The sequence below is a fragment of the Streptacidiphilus sp. PB12-B1b genome, from assembly GCF_014084125.1.
Lineage (GTDB): Bacteria > Actinomycetota > Actinomycetes > Streptomycetales > Streptomycetaceae > Streptacidiphilus.
In genome coordinates this window covers 6,355,825-6,380,723 of sequence record NZ_CP048405.1, presented here as the reverse complement: position 1 = coordinate 6,380,723, position 24,899 = coordinate 6,355,825, and the positions used below count along the sequence as shown (strand labels likewise).

General features: G+C 70.0%; 37 protein-coding genes. 36 read left to right on the top strand and 1 reads right to left on the bottom strand.

What is annotated here, in order from left to right; all coding sequences use genetic code 11:
* Positions 1-19 precede the first annotated feature (19 nt).
* The 6 genes from lepB (GXW83_RS27660) (at position 20) to GXW83_RS27635 (ending at position 5,386) form a co-directional block, all read left to right on the top strand.
* A complete protein-coding gene (gene lepB / locus GXW83_RS27660; protein ID WP_225447292.1) occupies positions 20-1,129 on the top strand; it encodes a signal peptidase I in 1,110 nt (369 codons plus the stop codon).
* Between the two features lie 112 nt (positions 1,130-1,241).
* Positions 1,242-2,018 carry a signal peptidase I gene (lepB, locus tag GXW83_RS27655; protein WP_182445775.1) on the top strand — a complete coding sequence of 259 codons (777 nt, stop codon included), beginning with the start codon at positions 1,242-1,244 and terminating at the stop codon, positions 2,016-2,018.
* 28 nt (positions 2,019-2,046) lie between these two features.
* Complete coding sequence (locus tag GXW83_RS27650; protein WP_182445774.1) at positions 2,047-2,574, top strand: NUDIX hydrolase; 528 nt, start codon at positions 2,047-2,049, stop codon at positions 2,572-2,574.
* Positions 2,575-2,588: 14 nt separating this feature from the next.
* A complete protein-coding gene (locus GXW83_RS27645) occupies positions 2,589-2,915 on the top strand; it encodes a DUF2469 domain-containing protein (RefSeq protein WP_034090139.1) in 327 nt (108 codons plus the stop codon).
* 181 nt (positions 2,916-3,096) lie between these two features.
* Positions 3,097-3,468 carry a YraN family protein gene (locus GXW83_RS27640; RefSeq protein WP_182445773.1) on the top strand — a complete coding sequence of 124 codons (372 nt, stop codon included), beginning with the start codon at positions 3,097-3,099 and terminating at the stop codon, positions 3,466-3,468.
* Position 3,469: 1 nt separating this feature from the next.
* Positions 3,470-5,386, top strand: a complete 1,917-nt coding sequence (locus tag GXW83_RS27635) for a recombinase family protein (protein ID WP_182445772.1) — start codon at positions 3,470-3,472, stop codon at positions 5,384-5,386.
* Positions 5,387-5,389: 3 nt separating this feature from the next.
* On the opposite strand, the gene GXW83_RS27630 is transcribed toward GXW83_RS27635, so the two are convergent.
* Positions 5,390-6,094 (bottom strand): helix-turn-helix transcriptional regulator, encoded by a 705-nt coding sequence (locus GXW83_RS27630; RefSeq protein WP_182445771.1) that lies wholly within the window; start codon positions 6,092-6,094, stop codon positions 5,390-5,392.
* A 92-nt stretch (positions 6,095-6,186) separates the two neighbouring features.
* Here GXW83_RS27630 and GXW83_RS35465 point away from each other — a divergent pair, with 92 nt between their 5' ends.
* The 30 genes from GXW83_RS35465 to GXW83_RS27480 all read left to right on the top strand — a co-directional run bounded on the left by GXW83_RS35465 (position 6,187) and on the right by GXW83_RS27480 (position 24,887).
* On the top strand, positions 6,187-6,438 hold the full coding sequence (locus GXW83_RS35465) for a helix-turn-helix domain-containing protein (protein WP_182445770.1): 252 nt from the start codon (positions 6,187-6,189) through the stop codon (positions 6,436-6,438).
* Positions 6,435-6,623: a hypothetical protein gene (locus tag GXW83_RS27620; RefSeq protein WP_182445769.1), complete on the top strand. Its 189-nt coding sequence runs from the start codon at positions 6,435-6,437 to the stop codon at positions 6,621-6,623. The genes GXW83_RS35465 and GXW83_RS27620 overlap by 4 nt, the downstream gene beginning before the upstream one ends.
* Before the next feature lie 117 nt (positions 6,624-6,740).
* Entirely contained in the window at positions 6,741-7,109 is a 369-nt protein-coding gene (locus GXW83_RS27615; protein ID WP_182445768.1) for a hypothetical protein, read from the top strand.
* Complete coding sequence (locus GXW83_RS27610; protein ID WP_182445767.1) at positions 7,106-7,384, top strand: hypothetical protein; 279 nt, start codon at positions 7,106-7,108, stop codon at positions 7,382-7,384. The genes GXW83_RS27615 and GXW83_RS27610 overlap by 4 nt, the downstream gene beginning before the upstream one ends.
* Positions 7,381-7,728, top strand: a complete 348-nt coding sequence (locus tag GXW83_RS27605) for a hypothetical protein (RefSeq protein ID WP_182445766.1) — start codon at positions 7,381-7,383, stop codon at positions 7,726-7,728. Before GXW83_RS27610 ends, GXW83_RS27605 begins: the two co-directional genes overlap by 4 nt.
* Entirely contained in the window at positions 7,725-8,234 is a 510-nt protein-coding gene (locus GXW83_RS27600) for a hypothetical protein (protein WP_182445765.1), read from the top strand. The genes GXW83_RS27605 and GXW83_RS27600 overlap by 4 nt, the downstream gene beginning before the upstream one ends.
* On the top strand, positions 8,231-8,767 hold the full coding sequence (locus tag GXW83_RS27595; RefSeq protein ID WP_182445764.1) for a hypothetical protein: 537 nt from the start codon (positions 8,231-8,233) through the stop codon (positions 8,765-8,767). Before GXW83_RS27600 ends, GXW83_RS27595 begins: the two co-directional genes overlap by 4 nt.
* A 115-nt stretch (positions 8,768-8,882) precedes the next feature.
* Positions 8,883-9,131: a hypothetical protein gene (locus GXW83_RS27590; RefSeq protein ID WP_182445763.1), complete on the top strand. Its 249-nt coding sequence runs from the start codon at positions 8,883-8,885 to the stop codon at positions 9,129-9,131.
* On the top strand, positions 9,128-9,373 hold the full coding sequence (locus tag GXW83_RS27585) for a hypothetical protein (RefSeq protein ID WP_182445762.1): 246 nt from the start codon (positions 9,128-9,130) through the stop codon (positions 9,371-9,373). Before GXW83_RS27590 ends, GXW83_RS27585 begins: the two co-directional genes overlap by 4 nt.
* Positions 9,370-11,175: a hypothetical protein gene (locus GXW83_RS27580; protein WP_182445761.1), complete on the top strand. Its 1,806-nt coding sequence runs from the start codon at positions 9,370-9,372 to the stop codon at positions 11,173-11,175. Before GXW83_RS27585 ends, GXW83_RS27580 begins: the two co-directional genes overlap by 4 nt.
* 176 nt (positions 11,176-11,351) lie before the next feature.
* Positions 11,352-11,558, top strand: a complete 207-nt coding sequence (locus tag GXW83_RS27575; RefSeq protein WP_182445760.1) for a hypothetical protein — start codon at positions 11,352-11,354, stop codon at positions 11,556-11,558.
* Positions 11,555-12,220, top strand: coding sequence for a hypothetical protein (locus tag GXW83_RS27570; protein ID WP_182445759.1), 666 nt, complete (start codon positions 11,555-11,557; stop codon positions 12,218-12,220). Before GXW83_RS27575 ends, GXW83_RS27570 begins: the two co-directional genes overlap by 4 nt.
* A 12-nt stretch (positions 12,221-12,232) precedes the next feature.
* Complete coding sequence (locus GXW83_RS27565) at positions 12,233-12,580, top strand: hypothetical protein (RefSeq protein ID WP_182445758.1); 348 nt, start codon at positions 12,233-12,235, stop codon at positions 12,578-12,580.
* A gap of 219 nt (positions 12,581-12,799) precedes the next feature.
* Positions 12,800-12,985, top strand: coding sequence for a hypothetical protein (locus GXW83_RS27560; RefSeq protein WP_182445757.1), 186 nt, complete (start codon positions 12,800-12,802; stop codon positions 12,983-12,985).
* Position 12,986: 1 nt separating this feature from the next.
* A complete protein-coding gene (locus GXW83_RS27555) occupies positions 12,987-13,460 on the top strand; it encodes a hypothetical protein (protein WP_182445756.1) in 474 nt (157 codons plus the stop codon).
* A gap of 147 nt (positions 13,461-13,607) precedes the next feature.
* Complete coding sequence (locus GXW83_RS27550) at positions 13,608-13,877, top strand: hypothetical protein (RefSeq protein ID WP_182445755.1); 270 nt, start codon at positions 13,608-13,610, stop codon at positions 13,875-13,877.
* A 498-nt stretch (positions 13,878-14,375) separates the two neighbouring features.
* Complete coding sequence (locus tag GXW83_RS27545) at positions 14,376-14,951, top strand: hypothetical protein (protein WP_182445754.1); 576 nt, start codon at positions 14,376-14,378, stop codon at positions 14,949-14,951.
* Between the two features lie 168 nt (positions 14,952-15,119).
* Positions 15,120-15,770 carry a hypothetical protein gene (locus GXW83_RS27540; protein ID WP_182445753.1) on the top strand — a complete coding sequence of 217 codons (651 nt, stop codon included), beginning with the start codon at positions 15,120-15,122 and terminating at the stop codon, positions 15,768-15,770.
* Between the two features lie 18 nt (positions 15,771-15,788).
* Positions 15,789-16,148: a hypothetical protein gene (locus tag GXW83_RS27535; RefSeq protein WP_182445752.1), complete on the top strand. Its 360-nt coding sequence runs from the start codon at positions 15,789-15,791 to the stop codon at positions 16,146-16,148.
* Positions 16,148-16,471, top strand: a complete 324-nt coding sequence (locus GXW83_RS27530; RefSeq protein ID WP_182445751.1) for a hypothetical protein — start codon at positions 16,148-16,150, stop codon at positions 16,469-16,471. Before GXW83_RS27535 ends, GXW83_RS27530 begins: the two co-directional genes overlap by 1 nt.
* On the top strand, positions 16,464-20,006 hold the full coding sequence (locus GXW83_RS27525) for a phage tail tape measure protein (protein ID WP_182445750.1): 3,543 nt from the start codon (positions 16,464-16,466) through the stop codon (positions 20,004-20,006). The genes GXW83_RS27530 and GXW83_RS27525 overlap by 8 nt, the downstream gene beginning before the upstream one ends.
* A gap of 83 nt (positions 20,007-20,089) precedes the next feature.
* Positions 20,090-20,347 (top strand): helix-turn-helix domain-containing protein, encoded by a 258-nt coding sequence (locus tag GXW83_RS27520; RefSeq protein WP_255431332.1) that lies wholly within the window; start codon positions 20,090-20,092, stop codon positions 20,345-20,347.
* 56 nt (positions 20,348-20,403) lie between these two features.
* On the top strand, positions 20,404-21,465 hold the full coding sequence (locus GXW83_RS27515) for a site-specific integrase (protein ID WP_182445748.1): 1,062 nt from the start codon (positions 20,404-20,406) through the stop codon (positions 21,463-21,465).
* A 99-nt stretch (positions 21,466-21,564) separates the two neighbouring features.
* A complete protein-coding gene (locus tag GXW83_RS27510; RefSeq protein ID WP_182445747.1) occupies positions 21,565-22,191 on the top strand; it encodes a hypothetical protein in 627 nt (208 codons plus the stop codon).
* Between the two features lie 149 nt (positions 22,192-22,340).
* Positions 22,341-22,613 (top strand): hypothetical protein, encoded by a 273-nt coding sequence (locus tag GXW83_RS27505; RefSeq protein ID WP_225447291.1) that lies wholly within the window; start codon positions 22,341-22,343, stop codon positions 22,611-22,613.
* Positions 22,591-23,118, top strand: coding sequence for a DUF6879 family protein (locus GXW83_RS27500; RefSeq protein WP_182445746.1), 528 nt, complete (start codon positions 22,591-22,593; stop codon positions 23,116-23,118). The genes GXW83_RS27505 and GXW83_RS27500 overlap by 23 nt, the downstream gene beginning before the upstream one ends.
* Positions 23,119-23,130: 12 nt before the next feature.
* Positions 23,131-23,982: a helix-turn-helix transcriptional regulator gene (locus tag GXW83_RS27495; protein ID WP_182445745.1), complete on the top strand. Its 852-nt coding sequence runs from the start codon at positions 23,131-23,133 to the stop codon at positions 23,980-23,982.
* 96 nt (positions 23,983-24,078) lie between these two features.
* Entirely contained in the window at positions 24,079-24,249 is a 171-nt protein-coding gene (locus GXW83_RS27490) for a hypothetical protein (RefSeq protein ID WP_182445744.1), read from the top strand.
* A gap of 186 nt (positions 24,250-24,435) precedes the next feature.
* Positions 24,436-24,615 carry a hypothetical protein gene (locus GXW83_RS27485; protein WP_182445743.1) on the top strand — a complete coding sequence of 60 codons (180 nt, stop codon included), beginning with the start codon at positions 24,436-24,438 and terminating at the stop codon, positions 24,613-24,615.
* Complete coding sequence (locus tag GXW83_RS27480; RefSeq protein WP_182445742.1) at positions 24,612-24,887, top strand: hypothetical protein; 276 nt, start codon at positions 24,612-24,614, stop codon at positions 24,885-24,887. The genes GXW83_RS27485 and GXW83_RS27480 overlap by 4 nt, the downstream gene beginning before the upstream one ends.
* Positions 24,888-24,899: the final 12 nt, after the last annotated feature.

The following is a 24,899-nucleotide window of genomic DNA, read 5'->3' as shown; positions in this document are numbered from 1 at the left end:
ACGGCAGCAAGGAGGCGACGTGGGGGATCTTGCGATCGGTGCCCACTCCGGTATCGGCGAGCCCGAGGATGGGGGCAGCCGTACCGTGGAGTCCGTGGACGACGAAGGACGCGGCGACCAAGGCAGCGATCAGACCGGGCGACCGGAGGCGGACCCCCTCGGCCCCCTCGGCGAGGCCGGCGACGGCGCGGGCGAGCGCTTCTCGCACAGCGGGTCCAAGCCCGCCGCCACCGGCGCCGCCGCGTCCGGCGGCGACGGCCCCGGCGGCCGGGACGGCACCGCCCCGGGCGGTTCGGGGAAGAGCAAGAAGCCGCAGCGCTCCTTCTGGAAGGAGCTGCCGATCCTGGTCATCGTGGCGCTGGTGCTGGCGCTGCTGATCAAGACGTTCCTGGTGCAGGCGTTCTCCATCCCCTCGGGGTCGATGGAGAACACCCTGCAGATCGGCGACCGGGTGCTGGTGGACAAGCTGACGCCGCACTTCGGCGACAAGCCCTCGCGCGGCGAGGTCGTGGTCTTCCACGACCCGGGCAACTGGCTGGCCGACGAGCCCACCACCTCGCAGAGCAGCAACTCCTTCGTCCGGGGCATCCAGGACGCCCTCAGCTGGATCGGCCTGATGCCCTCCGCCAACGAGAAGGACCTGATCAAGCGGGTCATCGCGGTCGGCGGGGACACCATCAGCTGCAAGGGCACCGGCCCGGTCTACGTCAACGGCAAGGCGCTCACCGAGCCGTACATCTACCCGGGCGCCACCCCCTGCGGCGACAAGAACTTCGGCCCGTTCAAGGTGCCCGCCAACTCCATCTGGGTCATGGGCGACCACCGCAACGACTCGCTGGACTCGCGCTACCACATGGACGAGCCCGGCGGCGGGGCCGTTCCGGACAGCGACGTCGTCGGCCGGGCGATCCTGGTGGCCTGGCCGCTCTCGCACTGGGCGACGCTGCCGATCCCCTCGACCTTCACCCAGCCGGGCATCGGCGACCAGTCCGCCCAGGCCGCCGGCGGCGGCACGGCCGGCGCACTGCTGGTCAACTCGCCCGGCGCGGCGGGCCTGATCGGCGCGGTGCCGCTGACGTACCTCTACCGACGCGGCCGGCTGCGCCGCGCGCGCCGCAAGCAGGACTGAAACCCGGTCCGAACTCCTTCCCGACAGCTCTTGCCAGGGCCGCAGTACTCCTCAGTAGCATGCGAGGACGTCCTGCGGCCTTGCGCATGGGCCGGTGATCGAGGGAGGGCGCATGGCGGCAGTGGCGAGCGGTACCGGGAGCCGGACCGGGGGCGGACCGCGGCGGGGGCTGCTGGGCCGCTGGGGGCTGGGGCAGCTGCTGCAGGGCCTGGGCATCACCGTCGGCCTGATCGCCATGGTCGGGGGCTTCGCCGTGCTGGCCGTCCAGTACCGCCCGTACAGCGTGCCCACCGACTCCATGCAGCCCACCATCAAGCCCGGCGACGTGGTGCTGGCCCACCCGGTCACGCCGTCCGCCATCGGCCGCGGCGACGTCGTCGTCTTCAACGACCCGCAGTGGGAGGGGTCGAACCTGGTCAAGCGGGTGGTCGGGATCGGCGGCGACACCGTGGTCTGCTGCGACAGCAGCGGCCGGATCACCGTGGACGGCCACCCCGTCACCGAGCCCTACACCCGTCAGGCCGGCGCCCTCGCCGGGGTCCCGCAGACGAAGTTCACCGCGGTGGTGCCGCCCGGCCGACTGTTCCTGCTCGGCGACAACCGCGCCGTCTCCCAGGACTCCCGGGTCCACCTGATGCTGGACGACGGCACGGTCGCCGCCGACCAGGTGCTCGCCCGGGTCGACGGCACCGTCTGGCCGCTCGGCCACACCGCCGCCATCGCCCGCACCACCGCCTTCGACGCCCTGCCCGGCCGCGACGCCTCCGCGCACGGACCGCTGGCCGCCGCCACCTGGGCCACCCTCGGCGGGGCCGCGCTGGTGTTGCTGACCGCCGCGCTGGGTACGTTGGGAGGACTGGCACGGCGGCTGCGGGGCCACCGGGAGTGACCGAGCCGAGGCTGCCCGGGAGGCTGAGATGACCGAGCCGACGGTGCTGCGGCGGACGGCGGCCCGGGTGCTGCTGCTCGACCCGGCCGACCGCATCCTGCTGCTGCACGGCTTCGACCCGCTGGACCGGGACCGCCAGTGGTGGTTCACCCCCGGCGGCGGGGTCGAGCCCGGCGAGGACCTGCCGACCGCCGCCCGGCGCGAGATCGAGGAGGAGACCGGCATCCGCGAGGTCCGGATCGGGCCCCTGGTCGCCCGCCGCAGCAGCGCCTTCAGCTTCGACGGCCGCTCCTTCGAACAGGACGAGTGGTACTTCCTGGCCCGGACCGCGACCACCGCGACGGACACCTCCGGCCAGACCGCGCTGGAGCGCCGCAGCACCGACGGCCTGCGCTGGTGGACCGCCGCGGACCTGCTCGCCACCGCCGAGACGGTCTATCCGGAGGCGCTGGCACCACTGCTGGCGTCCGTCCTGAGGGACGGAGCGCCGGCCCGGCCGGTCCTGCTCTCCGGTCCGGCCGCGTGGTCCACAATGGACGAACATACGCACAGCTGAGGGGAACGTGGGGAATGAGTGCCGAGGACCTCGAGAAGTACGAGACCGAGATGGAGCTCAAGCTCTACCGGGAGTACCGCGACGTCGTCGGGCTGTTCAAGTTCGTGATCGAGACCGAGCGCCGCTTCTACCTCACCAACGACTACGAGCTGCAGGTCCACTCGGTCCAGGGCGAGGTGTTCTTCGAGGTGTCCATGGCGGACGCCTGGGTCTGGGACATGTACCGACCGGCCCGCTTCGTCCGCAAGGTCAGGGTGCTGACCTTCAAGGACGTCAACGTCGAGGAACTTGCCAAGAGCGATCTCGAACTGCCCTCCGACGAGGCCGGTTTCGGGCCCTGACCCGGCCCGCCGGCCCGGCCCCCGCCCGGCCCGGCCGTTCGACCGTCAACACCCGGCCGCCCGGACTCACCCGTCCGGGCGGCTGAGTTTTTCACACCCCCCAGGTTGTCCACAGAACGCCGGAACCCCCTCGCACCACCGCCCCCGGGAGCGGAAGAGTCCTGTTCCGGAGGTGACTGCGATGACCGCACGCACACAGGCACTCGGCCGCTACGGCGAGGACGCCGCCGCCCGCCACCTGGCCGCCGCCGGGCTCGACGTCCTGGAACGCAACTGGCGCTGCCGGGCCGGGGAGCTCGACATCGTCGCCCTGGACGGCGACACCCTCGCCGTCTGCGAGGTCAAGACCCGCACCGAGCACGGCTTCCAGAGCCCCGCCGAGGCCGTGGACGCCATCAAGTCCGCCCGGCTCGCCGAGCTGGCGGAGCGCTGGCTCGCCGAGCGCTGGAGCGGGCCGCCCCCGCCCGGCGGGGTCCGCATCGACCTGGTCTGCGTGGTGCACGGCGCCCGGGGCGCGGCCCGGGTCAGCCACCTGCCCGGGGCGGTGGGCTGACATGGCCTTCGCCCATACCGGCTCGGTGGCTCTCCTCGGCGTCGACGGCGTGGTGGTCGAGGTCCAGGCCGACCTGGAGCCCGGCGTCGCCGCCTTCACCATCGTCGGCCTTCCGGACAAAGCCCTCAGCGAGGCCCGCGACCGGGTCCGGGCCGCCGTCGTCAACAGCGGCGAGAAATGGCCCCAGCGCAAACTCACCGTCGGCCTCTCCCCGGCCTCCGTCCCCAAGAGCGGCAGCGGCTTCGACCTGTCAATGGCTAGACGAAAACTCTTTTACGTGGCTACGCTGGCCACCATGAAGACGACTCTCGAAGGCGGCCGAGTACGGGTCGTCATCTACGCGCGGATCTCTGATGACCGTGAGGGCCGCGGTGCCGGCGTCGAGCGTCAGGAGCGGGACTGCCGCAACCGCGCTGACCGCAACGGCTGGGACGTGGTCGCCGTCCTTGTCGAGAACGACCTGTCGGCGTACTCGGGGAAGCCACGTCCGAAGTACGAGCAGATGCTCGCCATGATCCGCGCCGGCGAGGTGGACGCGGTCCTCGCCCTGTCCCCGAAGCGCCTGTACCGGCAGATCGGGGACGCCTTCGACTTCTTCGACCTGATCATCCAGAAGAACATCAAGGTCGAGACGATCAAGCAGGGTCGATTCGACCTCAGCACGGCCGAGGGACGGCGTGACGCCCGCCGGGCCGCCATCGACGGCCAGTACGAGTCGGAAGAGATTTCCGAGCGCGTCAAGGACGCGAAGGCCGACAACCTGGCGGCGGGGGAGTACCGGGGCGGTCCGCGCCCGTTCGCTTACGAAGCAGATGGGCGCACCCTGCGCTCGCTCCAGTGCCCGCAGTGCGGGTCCACGGAGGGCTTCACCGCCGACCGCGAGTGCGAAAAGTGTGGCGCGGCGGCCGTGAACGTGCCCGAGAGCGAGGCGTGGCACACCGAGGCTGCTATGGACTCGGTCATCGCCGGAGACTCGCTGCGGTCGATCTGCGCCGCCTGGGCGACCAAGGGCATCACGAGCGCCGGGCGCCGCCGCAAGCAGCCGGACGGAACGCGCGGGGAGGTCCAGTACACCCCGGTGGACCCGACCGGCCTGCGGCGGATCTTGTTGCGGCCCAGAAATGCCGGTCTCATCGAGCACGACGGCGAGATCGTCGGCCGCGCGGTGTGGCCGGCGGTCACGACGGAGGAGAAGTGGCGGGCGTGCAAGGCGATCTTGGAGAACCCGGAACGCCGTACAACGACGTCTAACGGGCGCGTGTGGCTCGGTTCCGGGATCTACCGCTGCTGGTGCGGGGAGACCGTCAGGGGCTCCACCACGGGCGTCGGCGGCACCACCAAGGCCGCAGCGACCGGGAAGACGCACAAGCCCGCCTACAGGTGCCGCACTGGGAAGCACGTCATCCGTGACGTCTTCAACATGGATGCGTACATCGAGGGCCTGGCCGTCGAGCGGCTGTCGCGGCCGGACGCCATGGAGCTTTTGCTGCCGCCCGCCACTGCGGAGCCGCAGGAGAACCTGGCCGCGGACGCGAACGCGCTGCGAGCCAAGCTGGACTCCATTGCGGCCGACTACGCAGCGGACCTCTTGACTCGCAAGCAGGCTTTGGATGCGACCTCGTTCACCCGGGCCCGACTGGAGAGCGTCACGGCGAGGATGGCCGGTCGCGCCGCAACGTCCGTCCTCGCGTCGGTTCCGCTGGGTACGCCGGAAGTCGCTGAACTGTGGCCCGGGTACCACCTCGACAAGCGCCGGGCGATCATCGACGCCCTGATGACTGTGATCATCCATCCTGCTCGACGCGGCAGGGTGCCCGGCTTCAAGCCAGGGAAGCCGGGGGAGCCGAAGGAGCCGGGCCAGACCTACTTCGACGACACCACGATTGAAATCACGTGGAAGGGGCGGGAGGGGAGCTGAGGGCTATGGGCGGGTGTCCCTGGGGGGCTCACCCTCGGTTGGCACCCCGTGGTGCTGAATGTCCGACTGGAGCATGTTGAGGGCCTGCTGCCAGCGGCGAGCGATGTCCATCAGCTCGCCGGGTGCGTTCTCCAGGCCGGCTGCCTTAAAGGCGCTGAACGCCATCGACTGCAATCCCGCGTTGCGCCTGTGGATATAGCCCATGTAGCTGTTCAGGTTGTCTTGTCCGGATGCCTGGCTAGCGAACTGATTGAAGAGATCCTCTGTCCGCTCGTTCAGTGCGGCTGCCTCTGCGCTCGCCGGGTGCGGGAAGACCAGCTCAAGCAGTTGGTCGCCGGTGATCTCGCGCTCGGCATTACGAAGCTTCAGGTGACCGGTTGGGGTCGCCGGAAGGAACCACCACGTGATGGGCACGCCGAAGACCTGTGACAGTGCTACCAGTTCGTCGGCGCTGAACTCCTTGACTCGCGCCGATCGGTGCGAACGTTCCGCTGCGGCGTACACCGCCACAGACCACTGCTTGCCGAGGGCGGCTGAGATCCGTTCGGCGGCTTGGGCCTGCGTGTATCCGCGCAGTTCCCTGGCGCGTAGCAGGTTGTAGGAAACGAGGCCATCCGCGGTCAGCGTGGGCAACTCGCGTGCCTCTTGGGCGTCGTGCAGACGCTTCTCGACGCTAGCGACGTATTCCCGCTCAGATTCATCAGCCACGTCCCGGAAGTTACCACTCAGCAGCGGGCCAACATAGATGTTGGGTAGCCAACCCTCTTGCATGGTGTGCCAAAAGCGGCTAGAACTGAGTCATGGCAAACATCAGTGTTGGCCACCCTACATGTGAGTCGGGGTGGACCTCGCCCTTGCGTACGCTGCGCCGCCGGTACCGCTGGTCGCTGAGTCAAGCGGCTGCGCGGGCACGGATGGACCAGTCCCACCTGTCCAAGGTCGAGAGGGGATTGGCGGGCTTGAGCGTCGAGACGCTTGCACGCCTCGCCGATGCCTACGACCTGTCAGACCTCGCCCGCGAACTCGCCCCATTCGTCAGGGACTGCCAGTGAGCGAGTCCTACGCCGGCCGGATGGCGGCTGAGGCCAAAGCTCGCGGTGACCTGGCCAAGGCCCGGTTCTGGCTACGAATTAAGGCCGAGGTCGACCGGGCTCCCGAGTTCGACCAGGAGACCAAGGACCGCCTACGGATACTCCTCGCCGCCCCGGCTCCGGCGCGAAAGCGCACGGCGGCCTGACCCCAGACATGGCGAAGGCCCCGGATCGCCATCCGAGGCCATGTTCGCCGACCACCCACCCAGCGTCCGGATTTCCAAGGCCAGGGCGCACCGAGTAAGTGAAGGAGTTCAACCCTGATGGTACAGAGAACCATCCCCGACCGCAGCTCTGCTGTCAGACGGGCCCAGGGCGAGGGCGAGCGCTATGTCGCCCAGCTGTCCGACCTGTGCAGCGGCAGCTTCCACGCCGTGCACCCCGAGGTCCGTGCCCACTTCCCGGTGGCGGCCTTGGACTACGCCAGCAACCCCAGTCGGAACGTGGCGGTGCTCCCGATCCCGCCGGGTGACGGCTCCGGCCTGCGCTGGGTCGACACCGGCGACATCGGCATCGTCGGCGCGTACGACCCGGCTCTGATGACCCGAGCCCAGGCGCTGGACGTGATCGAACGCCAGTCAGGCAAGGCCCTCCGCGACGTCACACCCGCCGACCTGGCGGTGACCCTGTGACCGTCACGACCGCCAGCGAGCAGGACGAGTTCACCACCATCGCCAAGGCCGAGGTCATCGTCACCAAGGAGTGCATCCTCGAGGCCGAGGTCAACGACTGGCCCGCCCAGCCGGGCTTCCCCGCCTCGACGGACATCTGCGCCGTCATCAGCGGCACGGTCCTGACGCTCTCCCCCGAGCAGGCCCTCGCCGCCGCCGCCAAGTTCGCCGAGTTCAACACGCTCCTGGTCAGCCTCGCCGCCCAGGCCATCGCCCACCAGGGGGGTGCCCGGTGACGACCATGAGCTACGAGCACCCGATCCCGAAGCCGGCCTGGGCCGTCGAGTCGGCCAGCGGCAAGTTCGGCAAGTTCGGCTGGACCCGGCACGACGGCGAGCCCGTCCGCCTGGCCTCCCCGGACGGCAGCTTCGTCCTCGCCGAGGCGGCGCTGTTCCAGTTCGCCGAGGACAGCGAGCCGATCCTGACCCGGATCCGGATCCGCCCCGAGGACGACGGCGTGACCGACGACGGCGAAGGCGTCGAGCTGGACGCCGACCAGGCCGACACCATGATCCAGAACGCCGAGCAGTGGGTCGCCGGCCTGCGGGCGCTCCGCGCCCAGATGGGCGGTGCGCCGTGACCCCCGCCGACGCCGAGGCACAGCTGACGGCCGCCATGGACAACTACAACCGGGTGCACATCGAGCAGCTGCAGGCCGAGACCGGTCTCCGGCACCTCGGCGACACCCCCGCGATCTACCTCGCCGGGCACATCCGCATCCGGTGTCCGTTCGTCGGCCCGGACGGCCGCCACTACGCCGACGCCTCCTTGGTCGTCGAGTCCATCGGCGGCGACCCGGACACGACCCGTGGCCTGCTCGACTACTACGAGGACATCATCGGCAACCTCCGCGAGGGCCACGACCTGTGGATCGTCAACAGAATCCGTGGCGAATGGAACGGTGTCCTGGCTCCGGTCAAGGAGATCGCCGAGCTGTTCCAGCTGGGGCCAGCCCTGCGGATGCCCGCCGGGAACTGGGCCAGGTCTTGGAGGGACATGCCCTCCCGCACCGACGCCGAGGAACTGGCGTGGGCGGCGGCTGGTGGCAAGCCGCTGGCCGAATACCGGACGGGGGAACGCTGGTGACCCCCTTCACGATCGACCTCGCCGACCAGGCCGCACAGGAGCTTGAGCAGGCCGAAACGCTCACGACCGAGCAGCTGGAACGGCTGATCCTCCTGGCGGGCCGGACCTTCGGGCCGAGGTTCCTGGGCGAGGCGTACAGCGACGACAAGATCACCCGGGCCACGGTCACCGCGCTGATCGGCGGTATCTGGTCCTCGGCCGAGTACCCGAACCAGGACTTGGACCGCGACACCTGGCGCTGGCTGTTCGACGTCGCCGGGTTCACCGTCGACGGCAAGGCGGCCGAGCGTCCCGCCAAGCCGGTGGAGCTGTGGCGGGGCAGCGTCCCGGAACGCCGCACCGACTGGTCCTGGAGCACCGACCGCGAGGTGGCGCAGAGGTTCGCCGACGGGGGACGGGGACGCCTGCCCGGCCACCTGTACCGGCTGGTGGCGCCCCCCGAGGCGCTGCTGTGCGCCAACACCGAGCGCGGTGAAGCCGAGTACGTGGTCGACACCCACGGGCTGCTGATCGAGATGGCCGAGGACGGCTGACCCTCACGCCGGCAGGACCGGCGGGCGCAGTTGACGCCCACTCGACGGCCCGCGGCGGAACCCTCGCCGCCGCGGGCCCTCCCCCAGTGACCACCAGAGCTATGGAGATCAGCAAGTGAGCGGAACAACCAGCACCGGCCCCGAGGGCGCCGCGGGCCGTTGCACCCCCACCGAGGCACGGGTCGAGCTACCGGGCGACCCGCACACGGAGGCGGCCATCCTCAACGGCATCCGAGCCGAGGCCGAGCGCCTGCTGTGTATGAAGCCCAACCCCAAGACGGTCCGCAGCGCAGGCCAGCGCCTGCATGTCGCCATCACGGCCGTGGTGGACGACGTTGCCCGGCGGAAGGGAGGTGCCCGGTGATCGAGCTGGACGGTGAAGTCCTCGAGGGGTTCATAGAGCACCTTCGTGCCCACTTCCGCCAAGAGCTCCTGGAGGAACTCGAAGAGGTCGAGCGCGCCTCGTGGGAGCCGGTGCGCCAGCACTTGAAGCGGATGCGCAACCAGCCGAGCTGGGCGGAAGTACAGGCCCGCCGAGGGCAGCACCACCAGGTAGCCGACGCTGAGCGGGCGGCGCAGGAGAACGAGAGCCAGGAGCCCGCGTGACGATCAACCAGAACGACGACGCGGAGCCGACGTTCCCGCCTGGCTACCGGGAGGCTGTCGAAGGGTCGCCCTTCTTCTGGGACGACGATGACCCGGACGACCTCGGCGAGTACCCGGAGTACCTGCTGCTGGCGGACCAGCAGCAAGGGCGCCCCTCGCCCGAGCAGCCCAGGATGGAAACCGCCGCGCCAGCTGGCCCGAAGACACGAGTGATCGTCAACAACCAGGCTCTTGCTGCCGAGTGGCTGCGCGGCGAGCTGGGGCAGGACGAGCTTTCGTGCCTTTTCCGGCGGGATTGGTCGATCGTGCACACGCCCCGAATCGGTGAAGACGGCTACCGGCCGCCGAGCGAGGAAGACCAGCGCAAGGGCGTCGATCACGGACCTGCTCAAGTCCGGCCCGTCACGGCTGCGCACGTCTGCGCCCTGATCGACGTCCGCTACGAGGTCGTGAGGGAGCGGGAGAACAAGAGGACGGGGAAGAAGACCCACTCGCCCGCGCTGTTCCCACCGCCCGCAGCGAACTCGGCCGTCAATGCCGCGTCCATCGGTGAAGGCACCCCCAACCTGCGGGAACTGCTCGGCGTCACGCACACGCCCATCCTGCGGCCGGACGGCACCGTCCTGGAGACGCCCGGGTATGACGACGCCACGGGACTGCTGTACCTGCCCACGGGTGACCTAAGGGTGCCGCAGATCCCGTTCGAGCCCACGCGCGAGGAGATCGAGACGGCGGTCAGGCTGATCCTGGAGCCGGTCGCGGACTTCCCGTTCGTCTCGGAGCGGCACCGCACCAACTGGGTCGGCGCGATGATGACGCCGATCTTGCGCACGATCCTGCCGCCGCCGTATCCGTGGTTCGTCATCACCGCGCCCCAGCCCGGCTCGGGCAAGACCCTCCTGGCCAAGGCCATGGGCATCGTCCACGGCATGGCCGTGCGCCCGGAACTGCCCGCCGAGGACGAGGAGCTGCGCAAGGTCATCACGACCACGCTCCTCGACACCACGGCGCCGGTGGTCCTGTTCGACAACCTTGCGGGCGTGGTGCGCTCCTCCGTCCTCGAGGCGCTGCTCACCTCGGCCTCGTACAACGACCGGCTACTCGGCGCGCACAAGGGACTCAGCCTCGTCAATGACCGGCTGTGGGTGGGCACAGGCAACAACGCCAAGATCGGCGGCGACCTTGCCCGCAGGACGTACGACGTTGTCATCAATCCGAAGTGCCCGGACCCGTTCCTGCGCACCGGCTTCACCATCGTCAACCTTGAGGCCTGGATGGAGGCCCGGCGTGGCGACTACCTGGGGGCGCTGCTGACGGTGGCTCGCGGTTGGGTGGTGGACGGCAAGCCGTCCAAGGAGAAGCGCTCCGATAGCTACGCCCGGTGGGACGGATCCCTGCGGATGCTGCTCGCAAATGCCGGACTTGGCCAGGACTTCGGGCAGGCCCGCGAGAGTGACCTTGGCGCGGTCAGCGAGGACGACGCGGACTGGGGAGCGTTCCTCGCGGAGGTCCACCGAGTCTTTGGCGACCAGGCGTTTCGCTCGAAGGACGTGCTGGACCGCATCGGATCTGACGATCTTGCTGGCTTTGACTCGTCGGTCAAGAGGGTGCAGCCCGAGAAGCTGCCTGGAGATCTCGCCGACAAGTGGAGCCGTCCCGGTCAGACGGCCGGCGTGGCGAAGTCGCTGGGTCGGTGGCTCTCCAACCGAGAAGGCCGGTATGCCGACGGCTACACAGTCGTGCTCCAGCGGCAGGCCAAGGACGCGAAGTGGTACCGCGTGGAGCTAGCAGAAAAGCGCTAGTGGGGGGTTTGGGGGTTTGCAGGGTTTTTTCGCCGCCGTGAGCCGATGGAAAAACCGAAACACCTTTCTCCCGCGAACGGTGCCGAAAAAACCCCTCCAAACCCCAAACCCCCCTTGCAGAACGGTCCTAAACGGACTTATCACCCAAGGCTTCAAACGAGAGTACGGAGATTCACATGGACGACGAAGACCGGAAGCGGCTGGCCCGCTCAGCCGAGGCCCGCGTGCAGGCCCTAGTTGAGGCTGCCCGCCGCCGGGCCGAACTCCAGCGCCAGGGCCGGGACGAGTTCGCCGCCTCCCGCACCGCCGGCCTCCGCGCCCGATACAGCGCAAAGCAGGCCCGCAACCGGCTCACCGCCCGCCACGGACGGCGCAGCTCATGACCACCACGCGCAACACCCCGGAGACCACCGTGCCCACCCGCCACCAGTTCGAGCGCCCCACCCGCGAGAAGTGGACCGCCGACGCCGAGCACCACGTCCGCACCCTGTGCATGCCCAGCGAGCGCGTCAGCAGCCAGCCCGCAGACTGGCTCAACGCAGACGAGCTGGCCGAGCTGCAGGCGCTCATCCCGGCCATCCTCAAGACCGCCCGCACCGCCCTCAACCGCGCCATCCGGCCCCACCTCCACGCCTTCGACGACGAACCCCGCGGATACGGCTGGTACGACTGGCGAGACGCCCTCACCCCGGAGCAGCGCGCCGGCTTCGACCAGCTGTGCAACGCCCGCCGCGACCGTACCCACCTCAATGCCGTCGTCCGGCGCGCCACCGGCGCCTGGGCCGACGTCGACACGGTCACCGCTGGCGTCGGCGACCTGGTCCACGCCGTCCGAACCTACGGACAGCCCGACCCGGACACCGAGCGGCTCGCCGAACTGGGCCACGCACTGTCCGAACGGCGCAGCACAGCCGCCCAGGAGGCCACGGAACAGGCGGTGCAGCAGGAAGTCGCCCGCCGGCAGACCGACGAGGCATGGACCAAGCAGGTCCGGCGCTGGGACGACCTCGACCGCACCGGCGGCGTCACCATCACCTTCCATTGAACGGAAAGCACCATGACCGACGACCTCATGGGCGACCTGCTCGCCCACGCCAGCCTCGCCTTCGAGATCAACACCGAACCCGACCCCGAAGCCGAGTGCGCCCTGTGCGGCGACACCCTCGACTTCCTCGGCGACACCCGAGTCGTCGCCGTTGCCCTCAAGCTCGACCTCCCCGACGTCTGCCGCATCTGCCAGAACTGCTCCGACAAGCGCGACCCCGGCATGTGGGACATCGCCACCGGCATGGACGAGATTCTCACCGGACTCCTGCACCTCGCCCCGGAGGACCGCGAACCCATGGCCGACCGGATCAGCGCCTTCATCCACACCCTTGCCACGATCCGCCGAGTCGGGGAGTAGCCATGCCCGCCCGACTCCGTCGACCCCCCGTCGTCCAGACCGTCTGCCCGTCCTGCGCGGCCATCCGCCGAGCCCAGCCCGTAGGGACCGCCCACGTCGGGCGACAGCAACACCAGGTACTCGAGTGCCTGGAAACGTCCTGCGGCTTGATGTGGATCCCCATCCGCACCATCACCCCGCACGCCGCCTAACCCCACCCCGAACAGCACGGAGAACAAGATGCTCACCGCCCCCACCCCGCCCATCGTCAACGGCGACATCCTGCGCACCAGCGGAGCCGAACAAGTCGTCGTCCACCACTGCCCCGGCTGCGGCAGCGCCCACCGACACCTCGCCATCGGCCTCCGCACCCCCGCCTGCGGCAACCCGTACATCGTCCGCATCAGCCAGACCCGAGAGGCGTGAAATGCCGCGCCACGACGAACGCCGCGAGCCTCGCGCGCGCGCACGCGCGAGGCACGAGCCCGCGAACCCCCTGCTCAACCGCGACATTCGGCGGGCGATCCTCGCCACCGCCCGCGCCTCCCAGACCCGTGACGGCGGGCGCCAGCCGCTGCGGATCCCGCGCACCGCCCGCCCCAAGGTCGTGCTCACCGTTGACCGCGCCAGCGCTGCTAGCCACCCCGTGCCAGGCACGCTCACCGTCACCGAGGACGGCACCCGGGCGGTGCTGCACGTCGGATCCGTCCGCCACGCCGCCGCCCTGCGCGCCCCGGGCCTGGCAGCCCGGCTCCGCACGCTCCGGACGCTGGAGATCGTCTCCAGCAATGTCGTGGCCGGCTTGGACGCGCGGGCCTACCTCGGGCGGAAATGGAAGCTCGCCGACGCCGCCGAGAGCGGGCTGCTGTCCCCGCGGGCCTCCAAGTCCCTGCGCGAGTGACCTCCGGGCCACCCGCCGCCAGGTAGGCCGCGGGCAGCGTCGCCGCCTCATACACAAGCACCACCGCACGGAGCACCACGGTCCGGCTCCAAAGACCCCATGGCCTTGTCCTCCAGGAGTCCGGACCCCCACCCGCAAGGACCACCTATGAGCCTTCCCCAGCCCGAAGACCCGGGCCCCGAGCCCACCCTGTTCACGCGCGACGCCCTGCAGGCCGCCGTCATCCTGGTGACCGCCGCCACTTTTGACGCCCCCGTCGCCAGCGTGGACCAGCTGCTCGACGGCGCGGACCCGCGCGCGGTCGCCGAGATCCTGTCCATCGCCTTGAGCAGCGCCCTGCGCGTCACGCTCGGCGTGGAGGGCCGCAGCATCGTCCTGCAGCACCTCGGCCTCAAGACCGCCGGGGGAGCAGAGTGAGCGCCCCGCAGGACGCCCCTGGGGCCCGTGACGGGCGCGCCGCGCCGGTGCTGCTGCCCGGGGCCGACCTGGTGATACCCGGGCGGCTGTGCGCCGAGCTGAGTACCGCCCTGGAGCTGCTGGAAGCGTACGTGCGCGGGACGCCGCCGCCGGCTTCGGTGACCGCTCCCCGGCTGTCGCGGGCGGTGCTGGCGGTGAAGGTGGCGAGCAGTGACGCCGCGGTCCTGTACCGGCGTCAGACCTCGCAACGCACAGCCAGTTGGGCAGCCCCAACCGTCCCGGTGGTCACAGTTCTTCCGCCTGCCCAACCCGCCGCACCCTCAACTCAGATGGTCACCACGGCGAAGGCCGCGGAGGCTGTCGGGTTGTCAGCCGAGTGGGTGCGCCGCCTCGCCGTTGCCGGAGAAATCCACGGCGTATTGGGGCCACGCCACACCTGGAGCATCGACCTCGACAGCTTGCGCACATACCTCGCCCACCGGACGAGGAGGGGCGCACATGCCCGAAACGGTCACCCTGGAGCAGCGCCTCGAACAAGCGCGGCATGACGCCGAGCAGCTGCGCGAGAAGCTGTCCGAGGCCGAGTTCCAGCAGCAGGCGGCGGTCGCCGAGAAGCGGTACGACGACGCCGCCAAGCACAAGGCAGCCGGCGACGCCGTGCGCGAGCCGCTGCTGATCGCCGACGCCCACGTACAGGCCCTCGCGGCCGGCATCGGGGAACTGGCCCGGCACCGGGCCGAGGAGGACCGGGCCCGCCAAGAGCGCGAGCGCCGCGAGCAGGCGTCCGCCGCCTACGACCGCTTCAAGGCCGAGGAAGCCCAGGCCCTCGACGACCTGGGCCGGCTGAAGGCCGAGATCAAGGCCACCTACGCAGCGCTACGGCAGACCATCGGCGAGGCCATCACCGCCGAGCAGCGCGCCGGGCAGGCCCGCCAGTTCGCCTGGGAACAGGGCCTGGTCGCCGGCCAGCTGCCCGAGGGCTACCCGCGCCCGCCCCGCATGAACGACTTCGCCTCCCGCGTCAGCGGTACCGGCCTTGCGGCCCTGGTCCAGCGCACGCCCGACCTGCTCTGACAGCGCATGTCTCGGCACGGGCGTCAAAGTCACCCCGCCCGGTTCGGCAGCCGGATCGGGGAGCCAAGGCCGCGAGCGGGTTTCTCACCTCCCTTTCCCCGCACTGACCGACCTGCGCCGTGCCGAGACATCGCAACACCCCCGACCTTCCCAGACGCGGAGGACGCGATGGCCTTCACCAGCGTGCCTGTCCAAGGCACCTTCACCCGCTCTGACGGGAGCCCCGAATCGGGCACCGTCTCCTTCACCTTGAGCGCCGCCATGGTCAACAGCGGCGTCACGGCGCCCGCCAGCACCACGGCCGCGCTGGACAGCACCGGCAGCGTGCACCTGACCCTGGACGCCAATGACGACGCCGGCACCACCCCGACCGGCACCACCTACCGGGTGGTGAAGGCATTCGAGGGCGGCACCTCCGGCCGGATCAGCCTGCTGACGGTGCCCGCCGCCGCGGTGTCCACCGGCGTCACCCTCGGAGCCGTCACCGCTGCCGCGGGCACCGCCGCAGGCACCTCGGCACCCTCGCCCGTGGTCGCGGCCGGCGCGACCGGCCAGTACGGCACGTTGACGTTCGGCTCCGGCACCAGCCCGGGGACCGGCTCCCAGGTCGCGGTGACGTTCAGCGAGGTCTTCGCCAGGGCCCCGGCTGTCGTTCTGACGGCCCAGAACGCCGCCACGGCCGCCCTGGGCCTGTACGTCACAGCCGTTTCGGCGACCGGCTTCACCGTCTCCGCGGCAACCGCCCCCACCGGATCGCAGACCGCGACGACCTACGCCGTCGCGTGGGCTGCCATCGGTCCCAACGGCTCCGGCCAGTAACCCAGGCAGGAGCCCACCATGCCCAAGATCAATCACGAAGCCCGCTGGCGGCGCCTGCAGGCCCGTATGGACGCCCAGGCCGCCCAGCGCCATGCCGCACGTCTGGCAGAGGCTGCCAAGCCCAAGGCGCTGCCCCTGGCCGAGTTCAACGCCGCAATGGACCAGTTGGCCGCGCGCATCACTGAAGTCGCCCCCCAGTTCGCGGCCCGCATCGCCGAGTCCGAGCCGCCGGCCGCCGACCCGCTGCCGGCGAAGGTCCCGCATGAGATGACCCGCGAGGAGTTCCGCGCGTACGCCGTCGACACCTGGACCAGCGCGGGCCAGCACCTGAACTCCCCGATGTGGCGCACCGGTGCCGGCGAGGGTGGCGGTGAGTGATGGACCTCAACGCCGAGACCGCCGCGTACGAAGCGGAGATCGAGGTAGCCCGCGGCGCGCTCGACGTCCTCGCGGTCGCCTATGCCGAGGCCATGGGGGCCGTCTCGGCGTTGGTCACCGAGATCGTTGACGCACAGAACAAGTTCGCGGCCTGCGCCGAGATCCTCAATGCCGAGGCCGCCCGCCAGGGCCTGCCGGCCGTGGTGACCGTGCCGGACGTGCCCGGCGAGGCAGACATCGCCCTGGTCCTCCGCGGCGTGCAACTGCCGGACGAGATGACGTTCACTGCGCAGGCCCGCCGAGCGGGTGAAGCCCGTGGCTGACATTCCCCCGCTGAGGGCAACGCTGACCGGCAGCGCGGCCGGCTTCATGAAGATGATCCGCAACGCGGTCGCCTCCATAGACACCCTCAAGGAGTCGTGCGCCTCGCTCGCCGAGTCAGTCGATGCCGCGTTCGCCGGGATCGATGACGGCGTCGCCGAAATGGCCGCCTCGGTGCGGGAGTCGACGACGTCGGCGTCCGAGGGTCTCGCGGCGATGGGCGACGAGGCCAGGTCTGCGGGCGTCGGCATGTCCGAGATGGGCGAGGAGATCGTCGCGTCCATGCGGGAGGCCGCAGCGGCGATCTCCGAGGCCGCGGCTGAAGTCAAGGCCGCTGCGACGGAGATGGCCGGATCGGTCACTGCGGCATCGGCGGAGGCCAGCGAGGCCACGGAGGGCCTGAGCACCAAGGTTCTGGGCCTGGGCGAGCTGGGCGGCATGCTCAAGGCCGCCCTGCCTCTGAGTATCGCGGCGATCGGCTACGAGTCGATCAAGTCGGCGGCGAAGTTCCAGGCCGCGATGACGCAGATCAGCACGCAGGCCGGGGTGCCCCTCAGCAAGATCAAATCTTTGGGTGACGGCGTGCTGAGCCTGGCCGGGCAGGTCGGGCAGTCCCCCGATTCGCTCGCCGAAGCGCTCTACCACGTCGAGTCGAACTTCTCGTCGATGGGCATCAGCGGCGCCAAGGCGCTGAACCTGGTCAAGGTCGCCGCGGAGGGTGCCACCACCGGCCACGCCGACCTCGTCGACGTCACCAACGCGCTCACCGCGGCGGTCGCCTCGGGCATTCCGGGCGTGCAGAACATGGGCCAGGCCATGGGCGCGCTGAATGCGATCGTCGGCGCGGGCGACATGCAGATGCAGGACCTCGCCGACGCGTTCGGGTCCGGCATGGTCGCCACCGTCAAGGGCTTCGGCCTGTCCCTGGCGGACGTCGGCGCCGCCCTCGACGTCTTCGGCGACAACAACGTCCGCGGCGCCAACGCGGCGACAATGCTGCGGATGTCGGTGCAGGCCCTCGCGCAGCCCATCGCCACCGCAGGTCCGGAGCTGCAGAAACTCGGCCTGACGTCGACGCAGCTCGGCAAGGACATGCAGAACGGCGGCCTGCTGCCGGCCATGAACGACCTGATGGCCCACATGAGGGCCGCGGGTGTCACGGCGAAGGAGCAGGGCCAGGTCATCACGGAGGTTTTCGGGAAGAAGGCCGGGTCGGGCCTGAACATCCTTGCCGATCAGATGGACCGGTTGAAGTCGAAGTACCCGGCCATCGCCGCCGGGGCGAACTCTTTCGCCTCCGCCTGGGTGACGTCGACGCACACGCTGTCGGTGCAGTTCGCGCAGATCAAGGACGGCTTCGAGTCGGTCATGATCCGCATCGGCGAGGGGCTGATCCCGCAGGTCAGCAGCTTCATCAGTCTGATCGAGTCCAAGGGCACGCCGATCGTCCACGGCTTCGCTACCGCCCTGTCCGGCATCGCCTCCGGCTTCTCCGGCTCGACACCCACATCCGCTCCCGCTGCTGCGGGCGAGGGGCACCTGCAGGCTGGGGCAGGCGCAGCCGCCACGGCGACAGCGCCCGCACTGTCGCCATGGCAGAAGGTCGGGCAGGTCTTCAAGACCGTCGCAGACGACCTGTCGCACTTCGCCGACGCGGCCACGCACTTCGCGTCCGTCCTCATAAAGACGGTCGGCCCGTCCCTGGCAACGCTGGTGGGCACCGCGGTGCTGGGCGCGCTGTCGGCCCTGGGCTCGATCCTGTCCACCACGGTGACGCCCGCCCTGAAGGATCTGGCGAACTTCACCGACCAGCACAAGACGATCATGCAGTGGCTCGTGGACGCGTTCCTCGCGCCGCTGGCCCTGCGCCTGGGCGCGCTCGCGGTCATCAAGCCGATCACTGCTATCGCCGGGCTGGCCAAGTCGATCGCCACGTTCCCGTTCAGCCAGGGCAAGCAGCTCATCGCCTCGACAAAGAGCATGTGGGGCGCGCTGTTCGGAGCAGCCGCGACGAAGGACGCCGAGGGCAAGACCGTGGCGGCCGTCGAGGGCTTCTTCCCGAAGATGTCCCGGATCTTCAAGAGCGGTTTCGCGGGCATCAAGACGGGCTGGGGCAAGCTGTTCGGCGCGGCGGAGGTCACCGACGCCGAAGGCAACGTCGTCCCCGCCGTCGAAGGACTCTTCCCCAAGATAGGCAAGGTCTTCAAGACCGGCTTCAGCGGCCTGGTCAAGGGCGTGACAGCAGGCTGGAAGGCCGTCTTCGGTGCGGCGGAGGCCGAGGACGCCGAGGGCAACGTCATCCCTGCCGTCGAGGGCTTCTTCCCGAAGATGCTCGGCTCGATGAAGACGGGCTGGGCGTCACTCGTGCAGGGTGCCCGGGCGGGCTGGGCTGCGATCTTCGGGGCGGAGGCAGTCGAGGACGAGGAAGGCAACATCACCCCCGCTGTCGAGGGCCTGTTCCAGAACTTGGGCGGCCTCTTCAAGACCGGCTGGTCGACTCTGGCAGGCGGTGCGCGGACCGCGTGGCAGGGGATCTTGAACATGAAGCAGGCTCTGTCGGGCCTGAAGGATGCTGAGGTGCTCGCCACCGGGGCGGCGGACGAGGAGGCGGTGGCGACGGGCGAACTCGATATTGCGATGGACGCCAACCCGATCGGGTTGATCGTGATCGCTATCGGGGGACTTGTGGCTGCCTTCATCTACTGCTGGGACCACTTCAAGGGCTTCCGGGACTTCTGGAAGGACGCCTGGAAGCTGATCTCGGGTGCGGCCGACGACGCGTGGCACATTATCGAGAAGGCGTTCGACTCGATCGTGTCGGCAGCCGGGACGGTCGTGAACTGGATCAAGGGCCACTGGCCGCTCCTGCTAGCGATCCTGACCGGCCCGATCGGTCTCGCGGTCTACGCGATCACCCACTACTGGAAGCAGATCTCCGGCGCCTTCTCCGACGCCTGGTCGGAGGTGAAGTCGCTGGCGGGCGACGGGATCCGTTTCGTGGAGTCCCTGCCCGGCAAGATCCTCCACGCGCTGGGCGACGTAGGCTCCCTGCTCTACGGCGCTGGCCAGAACATCATCAGCGGCCTGATCAGCGGCATCGAGTCGATGATCGGCTCGGCGGGTAGCGCGATGAGCAGCGTCGTCAGCGAGATCAAGAACTTCCTGCCGTGGTCTCCCGCCAAGAAGGGCCCCCTGTCGGGCTCGGGGGCACCGCAGATCGGCGGCCGGAACATCGCCCGCCAGATCGCGCAGGGACTCGCGATGGGCACGGCGGACGTGTCCGGCGCCATGTCGCACCTGACCGGGGGCGCTGCTGGCAGCCTGGGACTGCGCATGGCCGGCGGAGGCGCAGCCCTGGTCCACGGCAACCGTGGCGGGGGCGCGGGAGGCGCAGGCGGTGCCACGTCGGTCGTCAACTACAACATCACCGTCGAGGGCACCGTAGTCACCGCTCGGCAACTGCGTAACGAGCTGCAGCGGCTGGACCTGCAGAACGGCGCCCGCAACAGTCAGACGTACCCGTCGTACCGGCGCTGAGCACACAACGAGGAAGGGGAGGGGCAGCCATGGAGCAGCAGAGCGTACGACAGCGACGGGTACCTCCGGCGACGCTGGGGCCGATGATCAGTGCGGCCCGGATGCGATCCGGGCTGCGCGGCGGGGAGTGCGCACGGCTGGCCGGGATCGCCCACCCGTACCTGATCCAACTGGAGGCGGGCCTGCGGACACCGTCGCGGAAGGTCGCCGAACAGCTGTGCGCCGTGATCGCCTTCACGGTCGAGGAACGTGCCGAGCTACTCGAGGCGTCGCTCCCGGACGTCGGCAAGGACCACCCGGGCAAGCGGAAGGCACCGAATTCCCCCGTTAGCCATGGCTAGCCCTCTGGCTCTTGATAAGGTTTCTTCTCAAGAGCCAGAACTGAAGGGGGGTCAGGATGGCCGCAGAGATCGAAATCCGGACCACGACAACCGATGTTGTCACCCAAGCCGACCGGGACACCCACCTCTCGGCCGAGACGATCACGGCCATCGCCGCCGGGCGCGCGGACTCGACCTCGCGCGCCTACCGGGCCGACCGCGAGGCGTACGCCCGCTGGTGCGCCGCCGAGGGCCGCACCGCACTGCCAGCCACCGCCGAGACCATCGCCTCGTACGCCGCGCACCTCACCACCGCGCCGCTGCCCCGCACCGGCCGCCCGGCATCGCCGTCCTCGATCGACCGGGCCATGTCCGCCATCTCGACCCTTCACGCCGAACACGACCTGCCCAAGCCCAGCACCGTCGCCGCCCGCGCGGTCATCAACGGATTCCGGACCCGGCTGGCCCTGGCCAAGGACCCGGCCGCCAAGCCGCGGAAGGCATCCCCGGCGGTGCCGACCGCACTGCGGGCGATGCTGGCCCCGGTCGACCGCACGACACTGCTGGGGAAGCGGGACGCCGCTCTGGTGCTGCTCGGCTTCGCCACGGCTGCCCGCGTGTCCGAGCTGGTTGCGGTCGACGTCACCGACCTGCGCGAGACCGACGAGGGCCTCGACACGTCGATCTACCGTCGGAAGGTGAAGCTGTTCACCGAGAACGTGGTGCTGTACGGCTCGGATCCGGCGACCTGCCCCGTCCGGGCGGTGCAGGCGTACACGACGGCCCTGGTCGCTGCCGGCCGCACTGGGGGTCCGCTGTTCGTGCGCATCGACCGGCACGGCCGGGTGGCGCCGCCGATGCTCCGCAAGGGCCGGCCGATCGGTGACCCGTCGGGCCGGATCACTCCCGAGGCCGCCGCCGACGTCGTCACCCGCCTGGCCGACCGGGCCGGGCTGACCGGCGACTGGTCGGGGCACTCCCTGCGGCGGGGCTTCGCAACCGCGGCCCGCCTGGCTGGGCACGACGTGATCCGCATCGGGCGTACCGGCGGATGGGCGGACGGCAGCAGGGCCCTGGCGGGGTACATGGAGGACGCGGACCGTGTGACCGCCTCGCCGTTGGTCGGCATCGGCCTGTAGACCTGCCCTCGCTTTGGGTAACGCTCCGGCAACACGGTGACGATCTATCAGCCATGTCTGAAACGCTTGCCCCTCAACCATCCCAGGGGGATCAGCGCTATGACCACGCCCAGCTGGGCACAGCCAGCTCCAGAGCCACCAGCAAAGAAGCCCGCGAAGAAGAGTGACACCTGCGTCGGCTGCGGGTGCGTCACGCTCCTCGTCGTCGGTGTGATTGTCGGCGCCGTCGCCTTATTCGGGGGCAGCCACAGCAGCACAGCCACTACCGCCAGCAGCGCCCCGACAACGGCGGTCGCCCAGCCGGTAGCCCCCGCACCCACCACGGGCGCCCCGACACCGAAGCCGACGACTGACAGCGTCGGCCAGCAGGTCAGCGACTGGTGGAACAACGGCGGCCAGGCGGACGAGCAGAAGATCAGCGGCGACTTCAACACCATCGGCAACGACAGCAGCCAGGACACTGCCGCTGTCGGCTCGGACTGCTCCACGCTGTCCAAGGACGTCGCTGCCGCCCAGCAGCACGCCCCGATTCCCGACCCCGCTGCGGAGCAGCACTGGTCTGCGGCTCTCGCCGACTACCGTGCGGGGGCGAGCGACTGCCTGACCGGTGTTGCGGACGGCGACACGGCTCTCGTGATGCAGGCCAGCGGTGAGATCGGGCAAGGCAATACCGAGCTTGGCGCCGCGACCACCCGGATCGGGCAGATCGCCGACGCGGCCGGCTAGACCACAAGGCGGTGGGGGTCCTGCTCGACCTCGGCCAGGACCCCCGGGAGCAGCCTACGGGGCGGGTGAGTACGACTGTTACCCCTGAGTCACGCACTCTTGACGGCCTGTCACGATGGCGTAAGAGTGTGCAAGTCCGTGGAAGCGACTTGTGGCTGGAGGGGATCATGCCGCTACGGTTTGTTGCGATCGACCCGGAGACCAACGGGCAGGGCTCGGTGACGTTCTGGCTCGACGAGGAAGCCGGGGAGATCATCGCGCAGGGATACATCGCCGACGAGGCACTGAGGCAGAAGGTCACCCAGGCCCCCGCCCCGAACCACGACGCCGGGATCCCCGAAGGCGAAGACATCATCCGTATCCCGGTCCGCCTGGTGCCGGCGCTCCGAAAGGTCTGCGATGCCGCAGAAGGACTGGACTGAACCGTTCCGCGCTGCCCGCGTCTCCGCCGTCCACCTGGAGATGAGGGACCTCTACGCGGTCGGCGACGAGTCCGGGCCGTACGACCGGTGGCGCGAGACCGGCGAGGCCGACACCGACCCCGAGTCGGACATGTGGCGCCCCTGGACCAGCCTCGCCCGCGACATGACCGCCGCCGGTGTGATGATGCGCCGCGCCCGGATCGTCTCCGAGCCGGTCACCGAGTACATCAGGTACGAGCACGCCGGTACCGGCGTGAACCTTGCCGTGGGAGAGCTGGTGCGCTGGCTGCCCCGGCGGCTCGCCTCGGACCTGGCGCTGCCCGGGAACGACTTCTGGCTGTTCGACGGCACCACCGTCGTGTTCAACCACTTCACCGGGAACGGCGACTGGGCCGAGCCGGGCACCGAGACCGTCACCGATCCGAATGTGGCCAAGCTGTGCCGGGACGCCTTCGAGTCCGTGTGGGCCAGGGCCACCCCGCACGAGGAATACAAGATCCGCTGAGCATCGGGAACCGTGGCCGAATCACCGTCACCCAGCGCCCAGGCCGCCCGCGAACGCCTGGCCGCGCAACTGCGTGACCTCCGCCTGGACGCGGGCATCAGCGCGCACGAACTGTCCGCGCGCTGCGGGTGGAGCCCCGCCAAGACCTCCCGGTTGGAGCACGCCAAGGCAGCGCCGTCGGACGCCGACGTCCGCACCTGGTGCGAGGCGTGCGGCTTTCCCGAGCAGGCCCCCGACATGGTCGCGGCGAACCGGCAGGCAGACCGGCTGTACGCGGAGTGGCGCAGGCTGAACCGGTCCGGTCTGCTGCGCCACCAGGAGGACGTGCTCCTGATGATCGAGCACACCCGGGTTCAGCGGGTGTACGTCTCCAACGTGGTGCCGGGCTTCCTGCAGACGATGGAGTACGCCCGGGCGCTGCTGCGGGCCATCACCCAGTTCCAGGGCACCCCGGACGACGTCGAGGCGGCGGCCCGGTCGCGGACTCAGCGGGAGCGTGCCCTGCGCGGCGGCGAGCGGCGGTTCGTGGTGCTGATGGAGGAGTCGGTGCTCCGGTACCGGATCGGCGGCCGGGATGTGATGGCCGGCCAGCTCGCGCACCTGCTGGAGGTGATCGGCCTTCCCTCGGTGGCGCTCGGGGTGATCCCCTTCACCGCGGACCGGGTCACCATGTGGCCGCTGGAGGCGATGTACATCTTCGATGACGAGCGCGTCGTCGTGGAGTCGCTCACGGCCGAGGTGAACGTCACGGCCCCCAGTCAGGTCCGTGTATACCAGCGGGCGTTCCGCGAGTTGGGCAGCATGGCCGTCTACGGCCCCACGGCAAAAGCGCTGATCGAACGGGCACTCGACGCCCTCGCCTAAGTAGCGTGCAAGAAAAGGGAAGACAGTGGAAGGCGGATTCCGACCTTCCCTACGGTCAGTGACATGGCGAACACGACGGGACCTTTACGCCTTGCATTGCCGGTCGACCTGGCGACCCTGGCCCGGCTGCAGGGCAGGGCGTGCATCACCTGCGGCAGCACCGAGTACCCGCTGACACCGGCCGGGCACGTCGAGACGACCAGCTGCGGCGCGGTCCTCCCGTGGGCCGTCGTCGCCTGCCCCGACCACGCCGGGGAGCGGCCGTGACCGCGCCCACCAAGGCCGTGCCCGGCGGGTACCTGACGCCGAACTGCCGAACGGCCGCGCACCCGCGCGTCCCCGACGACTGGGCGTACGGCCATCCGGCTTGTGAGCACCCCGGCTACCAGCACCCGGCACTTGGGTGGGTGGCCGTGCCGTGCACCTGTGCCTGCCACCCCGGAAAGGACACCCATGACCGCGAAACCGTCTGAAGGCGCGCCCGGCACCTGCGCGTACTGCAAGCAGCCTTCCCGCCGACTCGTCCAGGCCGACCCCGGCGACCCTGAGTCGCCGCTGCTGGGCGCCGAGCACGACCCGTGCTTCGACTGGCACGCCGACCTGGTCGTCGCACGAGAGGCAGCACGCTGGTGACCGCCGAGACGCCTCGGGGGCGCAAGCAGCGCCAGGCCCGAGAGATCGCCAACACCCCGACCGCGACCGAGGCCCTGGGGTTCTGCACGGACTGCGGGGCGAGCTGCACCGGCCGGGTGGTGGGCAGCGTCGAGCAGAACGTCGCCTGCGCCTCGGTCGTCATCTGCGGACCGTGCGACAAGGCCTTGAAAGCGCGGCATCAGCGCTGGGCGCGCGAAGACCGGGACCTCATCAACGCCGCCCGAGCCGCGCGCCGGAGGACGACCGCCTGAGACTCCCGTCCG